A 14,469-nucleotide genomic window follows, 5' to 3' on the forward strand; every position below is an offset into this window, starting at 1 on the left:
TCCCCCGATTTGCGGGGGCGCATATTTTGCCTTATTCCGTAATGAAATGACAAGGCGGGGAAGAATAAACACAGGCATTAAATAAAATAACCAGTAAAAACTGGCACGTATTGTCAAAGCGGGTTTTAGGGAGTTTTATAAATTGTTCTCATCATGTAAAACAAACATGAATTTCCGTTATTAATAATCGAATTCCGGCGCTTAAATATAACCTTCAGGCCTGTTATGTAACATTCAGTCTCTTCCCCGATCGATTCCCTTGCGGCAGACCTCGCTCATATCGCACTACTGGGCAAAATCTGAAAAATCCGCCCGCCAAAGCCTTTTTAGATCAGACTGTTTATAAAACCGGATGAGTAACGCGTCGGAGGCAGCCTGTTGGGGGATGTGCTGGCACGGCATGCCGGAGAGGTGTCGTGATAAAAGTCACTCACTTTTGTTGTGCACAGTTTGTGCTATAAATTCTGCATAAGAAAAAAAGAACGTGTCATTTTTTTCGCACAGCAATGATTTACGGGGTGGAACGTGTCTCTTTCTATTTCTGAATGGACGATGGCTAACGACATTGAGTGCTCGCATCTGACCGCGAGTAATTCCTCATTTCCGCGTCATACTCACGACGAATACGTCATCAGTGCCAATCTGACCGGCACGGAAGAAATCTGGCTGCATGGCAAAACCGAGCTGGTGCGCGGTGGCGAAATCACGATTTATAATCCGGCCACTATTCAGTCGTCCCTGTTTGGCGATGACAAGGTCGAATTCCTCAGCGTACATATTCCGCAGTCGTTACTGCGCCAGGTGTCGGTTGACCAGAATCTGCGTTCCGACCACTGCGCGCCGGTGCTTAAAGAAGGCGTGCTGAATAATCCGGCGCTGTTTTCCGCGCTGTGCCATTACAAACGCACACTCAATGATGACGATCAGGAACAAAATTTACTGTGGCTGCTCGGCGCCTTGCTGGAAGAACCGGCCAGAGAACAGGAACAGTCGCTGCGCCCTGTACAGCTTGCTCTCGATTTTATGCGCGACCATCTGACACGGAAAATTCATCTTGATACGCTGGCTCAGGTCAGCGGACTGAGTAAGTTCCATTTTGTCCGGCTGTTCCGCCAGCACATCGGCATGCCGCCGCTGCAATACCATATGCAGTTACGTTTACTGGAAGCGCGCAATCAGCTGCGCAAAAACGGTAATGCGCTGGACGTGGCTATCCGCCTGGGCTTTTACGATCAAAGCCACTTCATTAATACTTTCCGTAAAATGATGGGGATCACTCCCCATCTTTATTCGCTGTCACTTAATGCCTCGCAGCAGATGAGTCAGGGGCTTACACGATAAATTCTCGATAGCCGGTGATCACCACATACAGCGCGAAGTAAGAGAAGATCACCGCAGAGGCCATGTAAGAATATCGGAGCATTTTGGTACCGAGCATTTTCCCTCCCAGACTGCCGACCGAGCAAATCACTGCCGTCCAGAATACGCCGGCAATGAAAAAGCCACTCAGAAACCACGACGCGTTTGCCGTCCCGCCTTGCCCCATTCGGGAAATCAGCGCCCCACCGACGGCAGCAAACCACAGAATTGCCGTCGGAGAGGACATCGCCAACACAATGCCGCGACCAAAATTTCGCCATACCGATCGTTGCTGAACGCTGTCTCCCGAATTCAGATCTTCCGCCGGAGCCAGTGCGGCGCGGATCATTTTGTAGGTAAACCACATCAGCATCAGCGAACCACCGACCCACAACACCCAGCGCACGCTCTGGTATTGCAACAAAATCGTCATCCCTGCCAGCGCCAGCACGGCGTAAATCAAATCCCCGATGCAGGTGCCGATACCCAGCCAGAAGCCGTGAAAATATCCGCGCTGCATCGCCAGCGTCATCATGGCGATATTGGCAATCCCGATATCCAGACAGAGCGACAGACTGAGCAAAAATCCATTTGAAAACGGCATCATAACGGGACTCTCTTAATTAACTGGTTGTATTCAATCATGTCATTGGTCGTGCCCAGCCGGGCCATCAGCACCTCAACATCTTCAGGGTTTGTATGCGGACAATGTTGCAGCATGAAGGCCTGCGCACGTTCAGTATCGCCACCCAGCAGTTCTTCGCTCATGAGTCGGGTGAGACTTGCCATCTGGCTAAAAAACAGCTCAGGATGGAAATCAATGGTGTCGGCTTTCAGCTCAACACAACCGTGCTCACGCAGATAATTGAACTGGATCCACGCCGCACCGGCATCGGGATAACTTGACGGGCCGCGGCGCAGATAACGCAGCATTTCAAGGAAATAAATGCGCGCCAGTACCGTGCGGTCGAGCTGCAATCCGTCAGCCACCTGCGGCGTCAGACACATCAGCAGACCGAACTGATCCGCCAGCGCTTCCTGCACCATCATTGAACCCCAGCGGTCAATTTTGCTGAGTTTCGGGAAGACGTTTTCATTACGCACCAGCGAATGCCCGAGGTCATGTCCGCGGAACCAGGCAATCAGATAACGCTGGCACACCTGGCTTTCCGGCAACGATTCTTCCGCCCAGCCCATCTTTACTGCTTCGGTACGCGAAAATAGTTCGAACAGTTGCAGATAGGTATTGGCAAATACCACCGTGCGTTTCACCGGCGAATACTTCAGTCCTTCGTCTTCCGGGAAGAAATACGCAAAGTGTTTCGGATAGGTATTGGCCTCACCCGCAATGCCAAACAGATTGATAATTTTGTAAGCACAGCCCGGCATCGCCAGTAAATCCGCGGCAATTTCCTTTTGCAGATACAGCAGGCTTTGCGGGAATAAATTGTCCATCACATCCGAGATTTCCTGTAAGACCGGTGCGGGTTCACCAAACCATGAAGAATAAAAACTTTGTTTCGATTTACCGACCCATGTCGATGTGTTCCCGATACCCAGCACCAGTTGCTGTTCATTCAGGCCGGCAATCTGCGGCAGAACCGTTTTTCCGCAGCTGTCATCCGCCAGAATTTCCGCCCGTAAAAACAGGCCGCGACGGGTATCCGGATCGTCAAACATCGGTGCCAGACGGAAACATTGAATCGACATCTCTTCACGCAGCGCATCCAGCAAACGACTTTCACATGCAGCTTCCAGCTGATTAATGGCTTCCGTCAGGCGCAGGCAATAGTGAATAGTTTGCAGAGCTTTGGGATTTAAATTTTCCGGAGCATCCAGATCCATCATTGAAACCTGGTATGCCGCAGCAGCTGGCCAAAATGACGTAGTAAACATAGTTTCAGACCCTTGAGCGCAATGAGGTAAACCTAATAAATCATTCCGCTGTGATCGGGTATTGGAAGAAATTGCGCATAAGTCCGAACGCGTGATATTGCCTCCAGCAACTACAGTTAACGTATCCGTCTTTTTTGCCAGGTGTCTGACATCATGAGTTTATCTTTGCGCCATTATCTGCGCGTGCGTGGCCGTTTAATGATCTCGATAATTGCCGGTGTGGTGTGCTTTTTTGCGCTTCCCGCCCATCTGGGGATTTTGCAGCGACTGATGACCGGCTGGAACGTGCTGGCGTGGCTGTACCTGTTTTTCCTGTGGTTTCGCATGTTGCGTACCGAAGCAAAAGATATTCCGCATATCGCCAAAACCCAGGATGAAAGCGCGACGCTGGTGCTGACGCTGGTCACGCTGACGTGTCTTGTGAGCATTCTGGCGATCCTGATGGAACTCGGCTCACTCAAAGAACTCACGGGAACGGCAAAGACTCTGCACATTCTGCTGACCGCGACCACGCTTATCGCCTCGTGGGCGCTTTTGCCGACGTCGTTTGCCATGCATTACGCCCATCACCATTATCTGCGACGGACAAAAGACGTTACGCCGATGATTTTCCCGGAAAAACCCGCCGAACCCGGCTACTGGGATTTTCTGTATTTCTCGTTCACCATCGCCGTCGCCTCACAAACCGCCGACGTCGCCACCGGCACTACCGATATGCGCCAGATTGCCCTGCTGCAGTCGGTCATTTCATTTGTCTTTAATCTGGCGATTTTAGGTTTTTCGATTAACGTCGGGGCGGGCTTGCTGAACTAGGGATTGAAGTAATGCGCTGTTATTCACAGGATTTTCCGCAGAGTTGACTATAAGTGGAGAATAAGTGGAAAAACGCTGAATATAGACTTCTATACGTCTAAAACTTAGTGTAGGTTTTTACAATATTCTCCCAATCTGGTTACGTTTAAGGAAACTCCCTTTATGCGCACTCCGTTTGTTGCTGTGACACTCCTTGCTGCCACCCTTTTTTCTGCTGCCTCTTTTGCCGGTGCGACACTGGATCGCGTGACTAAAACTGGCGTTCTGCGCAATGCCATCGTCAACGACTATCCGCCTTTTGGTTTTATTGATGACAATAATCAGCTGGCCGGTTTTGACGTGGATGTGGCGAAAGCCGTGGCGCAACGCATGGGCGTAAAACTTGAAATCATCGCGCCGGGCTGGGAAACGATTGTCGGCGGGAAATGGCAGGGGCGCTGGGATACCTGTATCTGCTCGATGACGCCAAATACTGAGCGTGCCAAAGTGCTGGATTTCCCGACGCCGTACTACAATTCGCCAGCGGTTCTGGTGGTGAATAAGAAAGATGACCGCCTTAAATCGGCAGCCGATCTGAGCAACAAAAAGATTGGCGTCGGCATCGGTTCTTCCTACGAAACTTACCTGCAAAAAACGCTGGTCATCCCCGGCAGCAAGCCTATCGCTTTCCCGTTCGATAACGTGCAGGTCATTCCAAGTGATGAAGAAGTGGCGTTCCAGAATCTGGCACTTGGACCGGGCGTTCGTCTTGACGGCGTGGTATCCGATTTAGCCACCGCTAACGCCCGTATCAAGCGTGCGCCGGTGTTTAAAATTGTCACCGAACTGTACGCAGAACCTAACTGGGTCGCCACCGACAAAGGCGACGCAGAGTGGGATAAGAAAGTGGCGGACACCATTAAATCGCTGCGTGACGACGGCACGCTGGCGAAAATCTCTCAGCACTGGCTGGGTGAAGATATTACGCACGAGGTACCGTGATGCCGCAAATCCCGGACAGCCAGCCCAAGGTGGAAACCCCGGAGCGCTGGCACCACGCACACGCGTTTAAATTTAAAACCGGGCTGACCTGGCTGATTTTACTCAGTCTGCTGCTCGGCGCGTTCAGCAAAATGGGGCTGGACTGGAGCCTGATCGGTCAGAAACTTCCCTTCCTGCTGGGGCTGCGTCTTTCGCCGGACGGCTTCATTCAGGGCGCGGCGCTGACCATTATGATCACCGCCTGCTCAATGTTTTTCTGTCTGCTGATAGGACTGATTACCGCGCTCGGGCGGATGTCTGACAACGCGCTGGCCTTTGGTTGTGCGACGTTTTACGCCTCGCTGTTTCGCGGTACCCCGCTGCTGGTGCAGGTGCTGATTATTTATCTGGCACTGCCACAGGTCGGGATTGTGCTCGGCGCGCTCAGTTCCGGCATTATTGCGTTGTCGATGAACTACGGCGCGTATCTGGCGGAAACTATCCGCAGCGGCGTACTTTCAGTACCGCGCGGTCAGCAGGAAGCGGCGCTGGCGCTGGGCGTATCACGCTGGACGGTGGCCGTTCACGTAACGGCACCGCAGGCGCTGCGCATTATTATTCCGCCCGCCGGTTCGATGTTTATTTCGATGCTGAAAGATTCCTCATTAGTCTCGCTGATGGGACTGTGGGAACTGAATTTTCTGGCGCAGTCTTACGGGCGCAGTACGTACCGGTATATGGAAATGCTGGCGACTGCGGCGGCGATTTACTGGATTATGTCAATTGTGCTGGAACTGCTGCAAAGCCGCCTTGAGCGCCGCTTTGCCCAGGGCCAGCGCCGCTAAACTCTTTATTTTCAGATGTTCTGACTTTTTATCGCAGGTATGTCATGGCTTTTCCTGAAGATTTTCGTTTAATCAGCTTTCTCTCGCGTCTCGAGCACGCCGTGCGTTTCCCGCTGTCGTCGTCTTATCCGGAATCGATGAGCCTCGATACGTTATTTGAACTGGCAGGGAAAGAGCACCGCGCGCCGTTCATGCAAACCGTTCTGGATTACCCGCCGCTGCGCGGAACACCCGAGCTGCTCGATGCCATCGCCTCGACCTATAAAAATATCACCGCGCAGGACGTCATCAGTTTTGCCGGTGCCGATGAAGCGATTTACGCCAGTTTCCAGATGCTGCTCAAATCCGGCGATCACGCCGTGGTGATCACCCCTAATTACCAGTCGCTGGAAAGTGTGCCGTTATCGCTGTGCGACGTCACCGGCGTGGCGCTCGATGAAGATAACGACTGGGCGCTGGATACCGGTAAAGTCCGAGATGCACTGCGTGCCAATACCAAAGTGCTGGTGATTAACTTCCCGCATAATCCAACCGGCGCACTGATCAGCCGTCAGCAACTCAACGATCTGATCGACCTGTGCCGTGAGCGCGGGATCTGGATCTTTTCAGACGAAGTGTACCGGCTGACCGAGTTTGATCCGGCCGATCGTCTGCCGCAACTGGCCGATGTTTACGAGCGCGGGATCTCCCTGAATGTGACCTCAAAGGCTTACGGATTACCGGGTCTGCGCATCGGCTGGGTGGCGTGTCAGGATAAATTGTGGATGCTGGAACTGGAGCGTATGAAACAGTATCTGTCTATCTGCAACTCGATGCCCGGTGAGTTTCTTACCACCGTGGCGCTTAACGCCCGTGCGCCAATACTCGAACGGGTGATGGAACGCTCACGCCGTCAGCTCGCATCGCTCACCGCATTTCTGGAGAAATACCCGCACCTGTTCAGACTCAGCGTGCCAAAGGCCGGGGTGCTGGCATTTCCACGTTATACCGGTGCAGAGGGTGCAGAAGCTTTCGCTACGCAACTGGTTGAACAAGCCGGTGTGATGGTCATTCCTTCGGTGGCCTACGCGTCAGAACTGAACACGGTATCGGAAGATTTTCTGCGCATCGGTTTTGGTCGGGAAAATCTGGACGAAGCGCTGGCCGAAATGGGTAAATGGCTGGATAAACGGGGCGCGTAAACCCGGCAGTTGAGCGATGAAAAAAATGGGCGCAAACATCGCACCCATTTTAGTTTTCCCCGGTGAACGGAAACCGGAATTGCCATTGACTTACAGGTTACTTACAGGCTTTGATCTCTTTCCACTGTGACCATTCGCCAGTGAACGACGGGTTACCTGGCTCATTGTTCTGAGTCCAGTAATTCGCGAGATACTCCTTACCTTTCCAGTTAACACTTTCTCCGCCGTTATACACTTTACCGGCATCCCAGTTGTCAGCGCAGCCGGTGCTGGTGCCTTCATCAGGAAGCGGCAATACTTTCGGTGTCACCGTCAGAACATAAGTCGCCACGCTGCTTTTCTTACTGTCTGATACGGTCAGGGTGAAGTTGAAGCTTTGCTTGCTGGTGACTACCGGTGCAACAAAACTCAGCGACTCACGATCGTTACCGGCCAGAGTGGTGCCGTTCGGCAGCAACCAGCTGTAGGTGAGTTTATCGCCGTCAGCGTCGGTAGATTCAGCCGCATTGAGCGTCACATTCGCCTGGCTTTCCACATCCCCAATCGGGCCGGAGAGTTTTGCCACCGGCGCAGAATTGCCGTCAGCCGGTGCTGGTGCTGGGGCTGGCGTCGGTTCAGGGGCAGGCGTTACCGCTTCCTCTTTACCGGCATCATCCACCACTTTCACGTTAAAGAAGTGCTGCACGCAACGTTTGTAATCGCCCTCTTTGAACGCAGAGTAAGGTGTCTGGTAACCGACCAGCTGACAGGAATAAGTCAGGCCAGTAGGGGTTTCGGCTGACCATCCCCAGTCCTGTTCCCAGTATTGCGGTAAGGCACCCGCGCCACCTTCATCGAACTGCTTCATGTTTTTACAACCCAGTACTTCATTTGCCGGAACCGGCACTTTCAGGTACTCCGCTTCGCTTTTGTAATACGAAATACGGTTCAGGCCCTGGGCAATTTCCTGTGCGCCACCGCACTCAACGCCGCCGTTAATGATCTGAATGGTCACGCCGAATCCCGGCACCAAACCGTTGGCTTTATCACGACCGTTCGGCTGCCAGGTGCCGTCGATCACATGCAACATGCTCGGCTTCGGTGCCTGCGGCGTGACGTAGAAGAACACCGCGCTGGCAAGGTTCAGCCAGGTATCGGCAACCAGCTCCGGTTTATCCAGCAGGGTTCTGACCGTGCCAAACATCGCATCCGAGAACGGGCCATAGTTGTAGTTGTAGGAAAGCTGTTTGGCACCGCGACCGAAGTAGCTGACAAAATCACCGTCGGCATCTTTACCGCACGGCCAGGTTTGTCCCTGCCAGACGTTCGGATTACATTCGCCGTTATAGCCGCCTTTTTGCCCTTCTTTCCAGCCCATTTCACGCAGATAAACCAGCCCCTGACGCCATTCCGCTTCCGGACGCCAGTTTTCGTGACCGCCCGTTTCCTGTGCGAAGTGTGCAAACATGGTGGCAAGGCCTTTGCGGCAAATAGCATCAGAATCACGTCCGTCTGTGTAGGTACCGCATACAGCCGGGAACTTGCCGATGGCTTGCAGGAACTTGGTGTAGGTATAGCTCGGGTCACGCAGCGGGAAGATGTATTCCCACTTATCGCTACCCAGAATGCTTTCCACCCGCTTGACGTTAGCCGGGTTATCACTGCGGCCGGGAGCAATTTTATCCACGGAATCGTTATCCAGCGTGCGGATAGAAGCCTTCACTTCCTGCATCAGCGGGTTTTGAGTCAGGCTGTTCTCTTTTTTGATCAGGTCACTTTCTTTGATGACGTAAGGGTCTGACGTATCGGCTGCCAGAGCCGGTGCCATGCCGGACATCAGACAGGAAAGTGTAATAAGCTGCAAAAGAGCTTTATCTTTAGTTCTGCGCATAAGGATAACCTTATAAATAGAGTCGAAGTTAAATGCTGAAAGTAATTTCTGCATGACATTAACCGGCCAGAGTCTCTGTAACGCTTCCCTGCCCTGTTGATCGAAAGATTATTCGCCTAATCTCCTCACTGCTAATAAAAACAAAGTCATAAACATCATAAAAACAGGATGATATTTATTAAATTTCGGCCTATAAAGTTTCGTTAATGGAAATAAAATGCGGACCGGTTCACCAGGAACCGGTCCGCACACTTATTACTCAGTGTTAAACTTCCATTGATTCAATTCGTTTACCGCTGGGCAAACGTAAAGTTTTCTGCCAACTTCTTGACCCGGTCACCGACTATCATTAATAGCGGCCCGCCGAGTACGCCTCCCATCCCAGAGGTCAGCAAAATCATATTAAAACTCATATCTTTTTCGATAAAAACGATACTTAGCAGAAATCCGGTGAAACACGACACCACAACTTGCGCAAAGCATTTATAAATATCCTCAATGGTTGGTTTACTTTTGCAGCGCATAATGAAACGCACTACCCCCCCCCATGAAGACATCACTAATATGGATACTAATAATTCAAATTCGATAAACACGACTTCTTTGGCATGAAAAGTGATCATGATGAAAACCTCATAGATTAATTAAGTACAATTAGATAACTGCGACAATCATAATCCTGTTGGCATCAAAGCAATAATCACTTCACCTCAATAATTAATTTTAATCATCCGGCGAAGGGTATTTATTAAAAAATTGTCATTAAAAAATAAAAATATCTCATCGTTAATCTCGTTAACCGCATTTCTTGCCACAATGTTCAGACAGCCTCAATAGTCTTCAGTTGAGAAAGTATCATATGTACATAACGTCTTTTGCTGCTGTTGGACAAGTAATGCATGTAAACAGGCGACTGTTTGATAGAAATTTCTTTCGGTAAATCAAAGCACTTTAGCTTACAGTTTCGCTCCCTGATAAAATAGTCTGCCAGTATACGACGCAAGACCGTCAGCATATCACTGCGTTCCAGCGCGCTAATGATACCGTTGATGGAAGAAGAGCGATAAATGACTTTGACCAGGCCCGCATAAGGGGCATCAATGGTCAGAGAGGTGCCAAGAAGGTTGGTAAAATCAGTATAAATACCGTCATTATAGACTGCGTGAGGTAACGCATAATAGTGCAGCAACGCCAGTTCCTTTTGATTAGACAATAAACTGCTCGCACCACACAAGATAACGAAGTTATCCATGGCATCCATCTTTACCGAAGTAATTTTTTCATGTTGCAGGACATGATGCGAAATGACCACATCGATATTCGCATGCAACAAACTCTTTACCATTTCATCATCCTTAATATTCGTCGTGCTGGAAAACTCAACTTTTACTGCTTTTCCAGAATCGTTCTTATACATCCTGTTAAAATAATAATCTTCCAGCACATCAGGACACATCACGCGTAATATTGGACAGGATGGCCCCTCTGTTTTTGTCGACTGAAGAACGTCTTCAATAATAGTGATAGCGTTAACAAAAGAGTCATGAATATCCAGCGCGGTGGCCGTCGGTTTAAGACCGGTGGCCGTACGGTAGAACAAATCCGCCCCAAGGTGCCGCCTGAGTTTGTTAATCGACAAACTTATCGCTGAGGGAGTAAGGCTCAGATTCTCTGCTGCCTTAGAAATATTCCCCGAAACAATGACTTCATTCATTATCTTAATTAGGTTGTAATCGAAATTAATTGTATGTGGCGCATTCATTATTGGCTCTCCAGATAATGGGATAGTTTGCTGCGAAATGAAGAATACAACTCTTTATGCATTTTACTGTCAGAAAAATCCATCTTTAATATTGATAAGCATTATGATTGGCATACTCATTCCCAAAGACTCTGCCAAACACTAAAGATTTATGCGCCCCTTCATCCAGCCATAAACGAATGATTCATTGGCTGTTCTCCCTTCAGCCAGTTCCAGGTAACGTTGCCCCTGACTACAATTTAGGGAGGTGACGAGCACACCAGCTCCCTCCGTACCGCGTTTCTCGATGAACTGCGTCAACGCCTTTAACGTACCGGGACCGATTTTGCCGTCAACCGCGATATCAGCATAGTGGGCCTCCTCGTGATTAAACACATTCAGCCAGCGTTGCAACCATTTAATGCCGACCGCCGGCCCCATATTGGTGCCGGTATCGCACAGTTCCAGTGCCAGCACAGGGGCGATGGCATAAACTTTGTCAAACCCCGGCTGATACCAGTAATTTTTCTCCAGGATCAGGTAGGCATCTTCTTTCGTGAAGTCGATCATTTTCCCGGTATAGCCATAGCTGCGGGCGGTTTTTTCGGTAATGCCCCAATGGGTCGGGCCACCGGTGTCATTCGGGTGGTCGACATAACCGCCTTCGTTTTTCAGTACAGAATTGATCACAGGATTGGTAAACATAAGGTATTCCTCCGACAACGGTTAAAGTTGAAGCGTCAGGAACAACGCGGTACCGAGCAACAACACTGAGACGATAAAACCAAACGCCAGCAGCCAAGGCCTGATGTTTTTGACAGGTGGGGCCTTATCCTCCATGATTTCGACGGTGGCTGAGGTACTGACACGGATACCTGATTTCGGCACGGTAATAAAAAATTCATCAAGTCCGGCAAATTTAAGATCACGTCGTATTAAATAAAGAGTTTGAGTGAGGCTGGCGTCGCTGGTGAATTTACTTCTGCTTCCCCATAATGCTTGTGAGATGGCCTCTTTTTCGATGACTTCATCTTTAGCATGTTCAATTATATAACTCAGGCAGCGTGCTCTCATTGAAGTCAGCTTAATATTTACATCACTGTGGAGTCTTTTAAATTCCTTTGTTTTTTCATTAAAAACATATTCACTATTTATCAGGTAAACAGCCATCATCTTCCCTCCTCCATTATTTCAAACATCTGAGAAACCCCACGTAATCTTTGCTGATGATTAAGCGTATCTACTTTTATTAATTTCTCCACAGGCAATAGGATTAATATTAGGTATTTTAGTTAAGATGTGATTCACCCATAATATATGAGGGGTTATTAAGTAAAACTCAAAAACAACTTAATTCTCACTTAACAGCCACAGGTTACTCAACATACTGAATGGTAATGTTTTTATGGTTAATTTGTGATATGTAATTTTGTCATCAGCGTGATTATTGACAATGATAAAATTAGCCAGCATGCACCGACCAAAAAACAATCACAAATTTTATCGTAGTCACTTTTATTTATATCTCAATGTGATTTGCCGGTTTTTATTTCCGCCACGATGATAACCACCAGCAGCAAATGGCTGTTGATGTATTCAATCAAACTTTAGGAAATCACTATGTCTACCAGCAAAATTATTAAGCAAGACCCATTAACTGAAGGTTCTTATAAACAAGACGGTTTCGTTCCCGCCACAGAAACTGCAGAATATAGCTATACCTCTGCCCGCGTAACAAAACCGGTATATAACAAATATGCCAAAGCAAACAAACCTAAAGTATTTGGCTACTACACTGACTGGTCACAATATGACGATCGTTTGCAAAACCCGCAGGCAGCCAAAGAGGCGCGCGGTCGTGGTTTTGATCTCGCCAATATTCCACCGACGGCTTACGACAAAATTATCTTCGGCTTTGTTGGCATCGTAGGCGATCAGGGTGAAAAAGCCTTTACCGTCTCGAAAGCTGCCGCTCAGTTGGGCAAAACGACCCATCAGGCGACGTTCCTGGATCCGTGGGGCGACTTTACGTCCACGACTAACAACAACCTGGATAATCCGGGCTGGGTTGAGCTTTCTCCTGAAACAGCCACCCAGGCCAATGTTAAAGGGCTGGTCGGCGGCCTGCGTGATCTGCAAAAACGCGCCAAAGCAGTCGGTCATGATCTGGTGCTTTCCATGAGTATTGGTGGCTGGACGTTAAGTAACGGCTTCCACAACATGGCGAAAACCGCTGAAGGTCGCAGTATCTTTGCGAAAAGCGTTGCCGGTCTGTTCACCCGTTTCCCGATGTTCAGCGAAGTGGATATCGACTGGGAATACCCAGGTAATGCCGGGAATAACAACCCGTATGATGATAATGATGGTGCTAACTACGCCCTGCTGATTGCTGAAATCACAAAAGAGATGGCTGCCATCAGACGCTCTGACGTGAAAATCAGCATCGCCAGCTCTGCCGTCGTGGCCATTCTGGAAAAATCCGATGTTCCTGCCCTGCTGGCTGCCGGTCTGCACGGCGTAAACCTGATGACCTATGACTTCTTCGGCACACCTTGGGCTGAAAAACTGTCGCACCACACCAATCTGCATGCACTGGTCGAAGGTGGCTGGGGCATCGACACCATCATTGATTACCTGCTGGCAAAAGGCTTCCCGGCTGATCGCATGAACGTCGGTTATGCAGCTTACTCCCGTAACGCGCAGAATGCAGTGCTGGAAAGTTATTCTCCTTTAGAAGGCACTTATACGCCGGATGCAGGCAAAACCACCGTCGGGACATTCGAAAGCGGCACCACCGAATGGTATGACCTGGTGAATAACTATCTGGATCTGGAAAATAAGTCAGGCCGTAACGGCTTTGCGGTGTACACCGACCAGGTGGCTGATGCGGACTATCTTTACAACAAAGATTCCGGCATTTTCATGTCGATTGATACCCCGCGTACCGTTCGTGAGAAAGGCCGTTATGTGATTGAAAAAGGTCTGGGTGCACTGTTTACCTGGACTATCGATCAGGACAACGGCCTGCTGGTCAATGCCGCACGTGAAGGTCTTGGCTATGCTATCGAGCAGCAGGTCATTGATATGTCTCCGTTCTATTTCGAAGGGGTCAATATCGAGGGTCAGGTTCCTGCTGATGAAGTGCCAGTTGAAAGCAACACTGCTCCTACTGGTGAAATCCAGTTGCAAGTGTTCAGCGGTGCTAAAGTACGTCTGAGTGCAGCGGGTTCTGCCGACCGCGACAACGACACGTTGTCCTACAAATGGACTGCGCCTGCCGCTATCGGGTTATCCTCTTACAATAGCGTCAGTGCTGATTTCACCGCACCGGAGCTGGTCAGCAAGTCTGATTTCAGCTTCTCTCTGGTCGTCACCGATGAGCATGGTAAGGAATCTACCTCCAAATCTATCACCGTGACCGTCCTGGGCAATGCGGCTGTTGAACCAGAACCCGTTGAACCAGAACCAAGTCAGCCGGAGCCTTCTGAACCAGAACCTGTAGAACCTGTAGAACCTGTAGAACCTGTAGAACCTGTAGAACCTGTAGAACCAGCAGAGCCGGAACCTACACCTTCTCCGGCTGGCAAATATGCCACCTGGGATGCGAGCAAAGTGTACAACACCGGCGACAAAGTCAGCCTGAACGGTAAAGATTACCAGGCCAACTACTGGACTCAGGGCAATGAGCCGGGCAAAGCCGAATTTACCGGTGAATGGTCACAGTGGAAGCAAATCTGATCCGCTACTGACAGGCTTTAAAAAATCTCACGGGGCCATGTGCCCCGTTTTTTTATGCCGTCGTGC

13 protein-coding genes are annotated in these 14,469 nt (G+C 49.8%); 6 read left to right on the forward strand and 7 right to left on the reverse strand.

Annotated features, from left to right (window positions below; all coding sequences use genetic code 11):
* Positions 1–525: 525 nt before the first annotated feature.
* Positions 526–1,341 carry an AraC family transcriptional regulator gene (locus tag J1778_RS03110; protein WP_217171952.1) on the forward strand — a complete coding sequence of 272 codons (816 nt, stop codon included), beginning with the start codon at positions 526–528 and terminating at the stop codon, positions 1,339–1,341.
* Here the strand turns inward: J1778_RS03110 and J1778_RS03115 are convergent.
* Complete coding sequence (locus J1778_RS03115) at positions 1,331–1,966, reverse strand: LysE family transporter (protein ID WP_217171953.1); 636 nt, start codon at positions 1,964–1,966, stop codon at positions 1,331–1,333. The two genes, J1778_RS03110 and J1778_RS03115, sit on opposite strands and share 11 nt — an antisense overlap.
* A complete protein-coding gene (locus J1778_RS03120) occupies positions 1,963–3,255 on the reverse strand; it encodes a hypothetical protein (RefSeq protein WP_217171954.1) in 1,293 nt (430 codons plus the stop codon). The genes J1778_RS03115 and J1778_RS03120 overlap by 4 nt, the downstream gene beginning before the upstream one ends.
* 153 nt (positions 3,256–3,408) lie before the next feature.
* On the opposite strand from J1778_RS03120, the gene J1778_RS03125 reads away from it, so the two are divergent.
* The 4 genes from J1778_RS03125 (at position 3,409) to J1778_RS03140 (ending at position 7,054) form a co-directional block, all read left to right on the forward strand.
* Positions 3,409–4,068, forward strand: coding sequence for a DUF1345 domain-containing protein (locus J1778_RS03125; protein ID WP_217171955.1), 660 nt, complete (start codon positions 3,409–3,411; stop codon positions 4,066–4,068).
* Positions 4,069–4,230: 162 nt separating this feature from the next.
* Entirely contained in the window at positions 4,231–5,049 is an 819-nt protein-coding gene (locus J1778_RS03130) for a transporter substrate-binding domain-containing protein (RefSeq protein ID WP_217171956.1), read from the forward strand.
* The gene (locus J1778_RS03135; protein WP_113878136.1) at positions 5,049–5,873 is read left to right on the forward strand and encodes an amino acid ABC transporter permease; all 825 of its coding nucleotides are present in this window, start codon (positions 5,049–5,051) and stop codon (positions 5,871–5,873) included. Before J1778_RS03130 ends, J1778_RS03135 begins: the two co-directional genes overlap by 1 nt.
* A 44-nt stretch (positions 5,874–5,917) precedes the next feature.
* The gene (locus J1778_RS03140) at positions 5,918–7,054 is read left to right on the forward strand and encodes an aminotransferase class I/II-fold pyridoxal phosphate-dependent enzyme (protein WP_217171957.1); all 1,137 of its coding nucleotides are present in this window, start codon (positions 5,918–5,920) and stop codon (positions 7,052–7,054) included.
* Between the two features lie 97 nt (positions 7,055–7,151).
* Here the strand turns inward: J1778_RS03140 and J1778_RS03145 are convergent, their stop codons facing one another.
* The 5 genes from J1778_RS03145 to J1778_RS03165 all read right to left on the reverse strand — a co-directional run bounded on the left by J1778_RS03145 (position 7,152) and on the right by J1778_RS03165 (position 11,838).
* Positions 7,152–8,924: a glycoside hydrolase family 19 protein gene (locus J1778_RS03145; RefSeq protein ID WP_217171958.1), complete on the reverse strand. Its 1,773-nt coding sequence runs from the start codon at positions 8,922–8,924 to the stop codon at positions 7,152–7,154.
* A 290-nt stretch (positions 8,925–9,214) separates the two neighbouring features.
* Positions 9,215–9,547 carry a phage holin family protein gene (locus tag J1778_RS03150; RefSeq protein WP_217171959.1) on the reverse strand — a complete coding sequence of 111 codons (333 nt, stop codon included), beginning with the start codon at positions 9,545–9,547 and terminating at the stop codon, positions 9,215–9,217.
* 197 nt (positions 9,548–9,744) lie between these two features.
* A complete protein-coding gene (locus J1778_RS03155) occupies positions 9,745–10,686 on the reverse strand; it encodes a LysR family transcriptional regulator (RefSeq protein ID WP_217171960.1) in 942 nt (313 codons plus the stop codon).
* Between the two features lie 141 nt (positions 10,687–10,827).
* Complete coding sequence (locus J1778_RS03160) at positions 10,828–11,370, reverse strand: glycoside hydrolase family 108 protein (protein WP_217171961.1); 543 nt, start codon at positions 11,368–11,370, stop codon at positions 10,828–10,830.
* Positions 11,371–11,391: 21 nt separating this feature from the next.
* The gene (locus J1778_RS03165) at positions 11,392–11,838 is read right to left on the reverse strand and encodes a winged helix-turn-helix domain-containing protein (RefSeq protein WP_217171962.1); all 447 of its coding nucleotides are present in this window, start codon (positions 11,836–11,838) and stop codon (positions 11,392–11,394) included.
* Positions 11,839–12,285: 447 nt separating this feature from the next.
* Between J1778_RS03165 and J1778_RS03170 the strand changes: the two genes are divergently transcribed.
* On the forward strand, positions 12,286–14,403 hold the full coding sequence (locus J1778_RS03170) for a glycosyl hydrolase family 18 protein (protein ID WP_217171963.1): 2,118 nt from the start codon (positions 12,286–12,288) through the stop codon (positions 14,401–14,403).
* Positions 14,404–14,469 lie beyond the last annotated feature (66 nt).

The sequence above is a fragment of the Rahnella bonaserana genome (assembly GCF_019049675.1).
In the GTDB taxonomy this organism is placed as follows: domain Bacteria; phylum Pseudomonadota; class Gammaproteobacteria; order Enterobacterales; family Enterobacteriaceae; genus Rahnella; species Rahnella bonaserana.

What these genes read in the sequence shown, in the direction of transcription:
- J1778_RS03115 (WP_217171953.1), bottom strand. Translation starts at nt 1,966, where the DNA reads ATGATGCCGTTTTCAAATGGATTTTTGCTCAGTCTGTCGCTCTGTCTG.
- J1778_RS03120 (WP_217171954.1), bottom strand. Translation starts at nt 3,255, where the DNA reads ATGTTTACTACGTCATTTTGGCCAGCTGCTGCGGCATACCAGGTTTCA.
- J1778_RS03125 (WP_217171955.1), top strand. Translation starts at nt 3,409, where the DNA reads ATGAGTTTATCTTTGCGCCATTATCTGCGCGTGCGTGGCCGTTTAATG.
- J1778_RS03130 (WP_217171956.1), top strand. Translation starts at nt 4,231, where the DNA reads ATGCGCACTCCGTTTGTTGCTGTGACACTCCTTGCTGCCACCCTTTTT.
- J1778_RS03135 (WP_113878136.1), top strand. Translation starts at nt 5,049, where the DNA reads ATGCCGCAAATCCCGGACAGCCAGCCCAAGGTGGAAACCCCGGAGCGC.
- J1778_RS03140 (WP_217171957.1), top strand. Translation starts at nt 5,918, where the DNA reads ATGGCTTTTCCTGAAGATTTTCGTTTAATCAGCTTTCTCTCGCGTCTC.
- J1778_RS03145 (WP_217171958.1), bottom strand. Translation starts at nt 8,924, where the DNA reads ATGCGCAGAACTAAAGATAAAGCTCTTTTGCAGCTTATTACACTTTCC.
- J1778_RS03150 (WP_217171959.1), bottom strand. Translation starts at nt 9,547, where the DNA reads ATGATCACTTTTCATGCCAAAGAAGTCGTGTTTATCGAATTTGAATTA.
- J1778_RS03155 (WP_217171960.1), bottom strand. Translation starts at nt 10,686, where the DNA reads ATGAATGCGCCACATACAATTAATTTCGATTACAACCTAATTAAGATA.
- J1778_RS03160 (WP_217171961.1), bottom strand. Translation starts at nt 11,370, where the DNA reads ATGTTTACCAATCCTGTGATCAATTCTGTACTGAAAAACGAAGGCGGT.
- J1778_RS03165 (WP_217171962.1), bottom strand. Translation starts at nt 11,838, where the DNA reads ATGATGGCTGTTTACCTGATAAATAGTGAATATGTTTTTAATGAAAAA.
- J1778_RS03170 (WP_217171963.1), top strand. Translation starts at nt 12,286, where the DNA reads ATGTCTACCAGCAAAATTATTAAGCAAGACCCATTAACTGAAGGTTCT.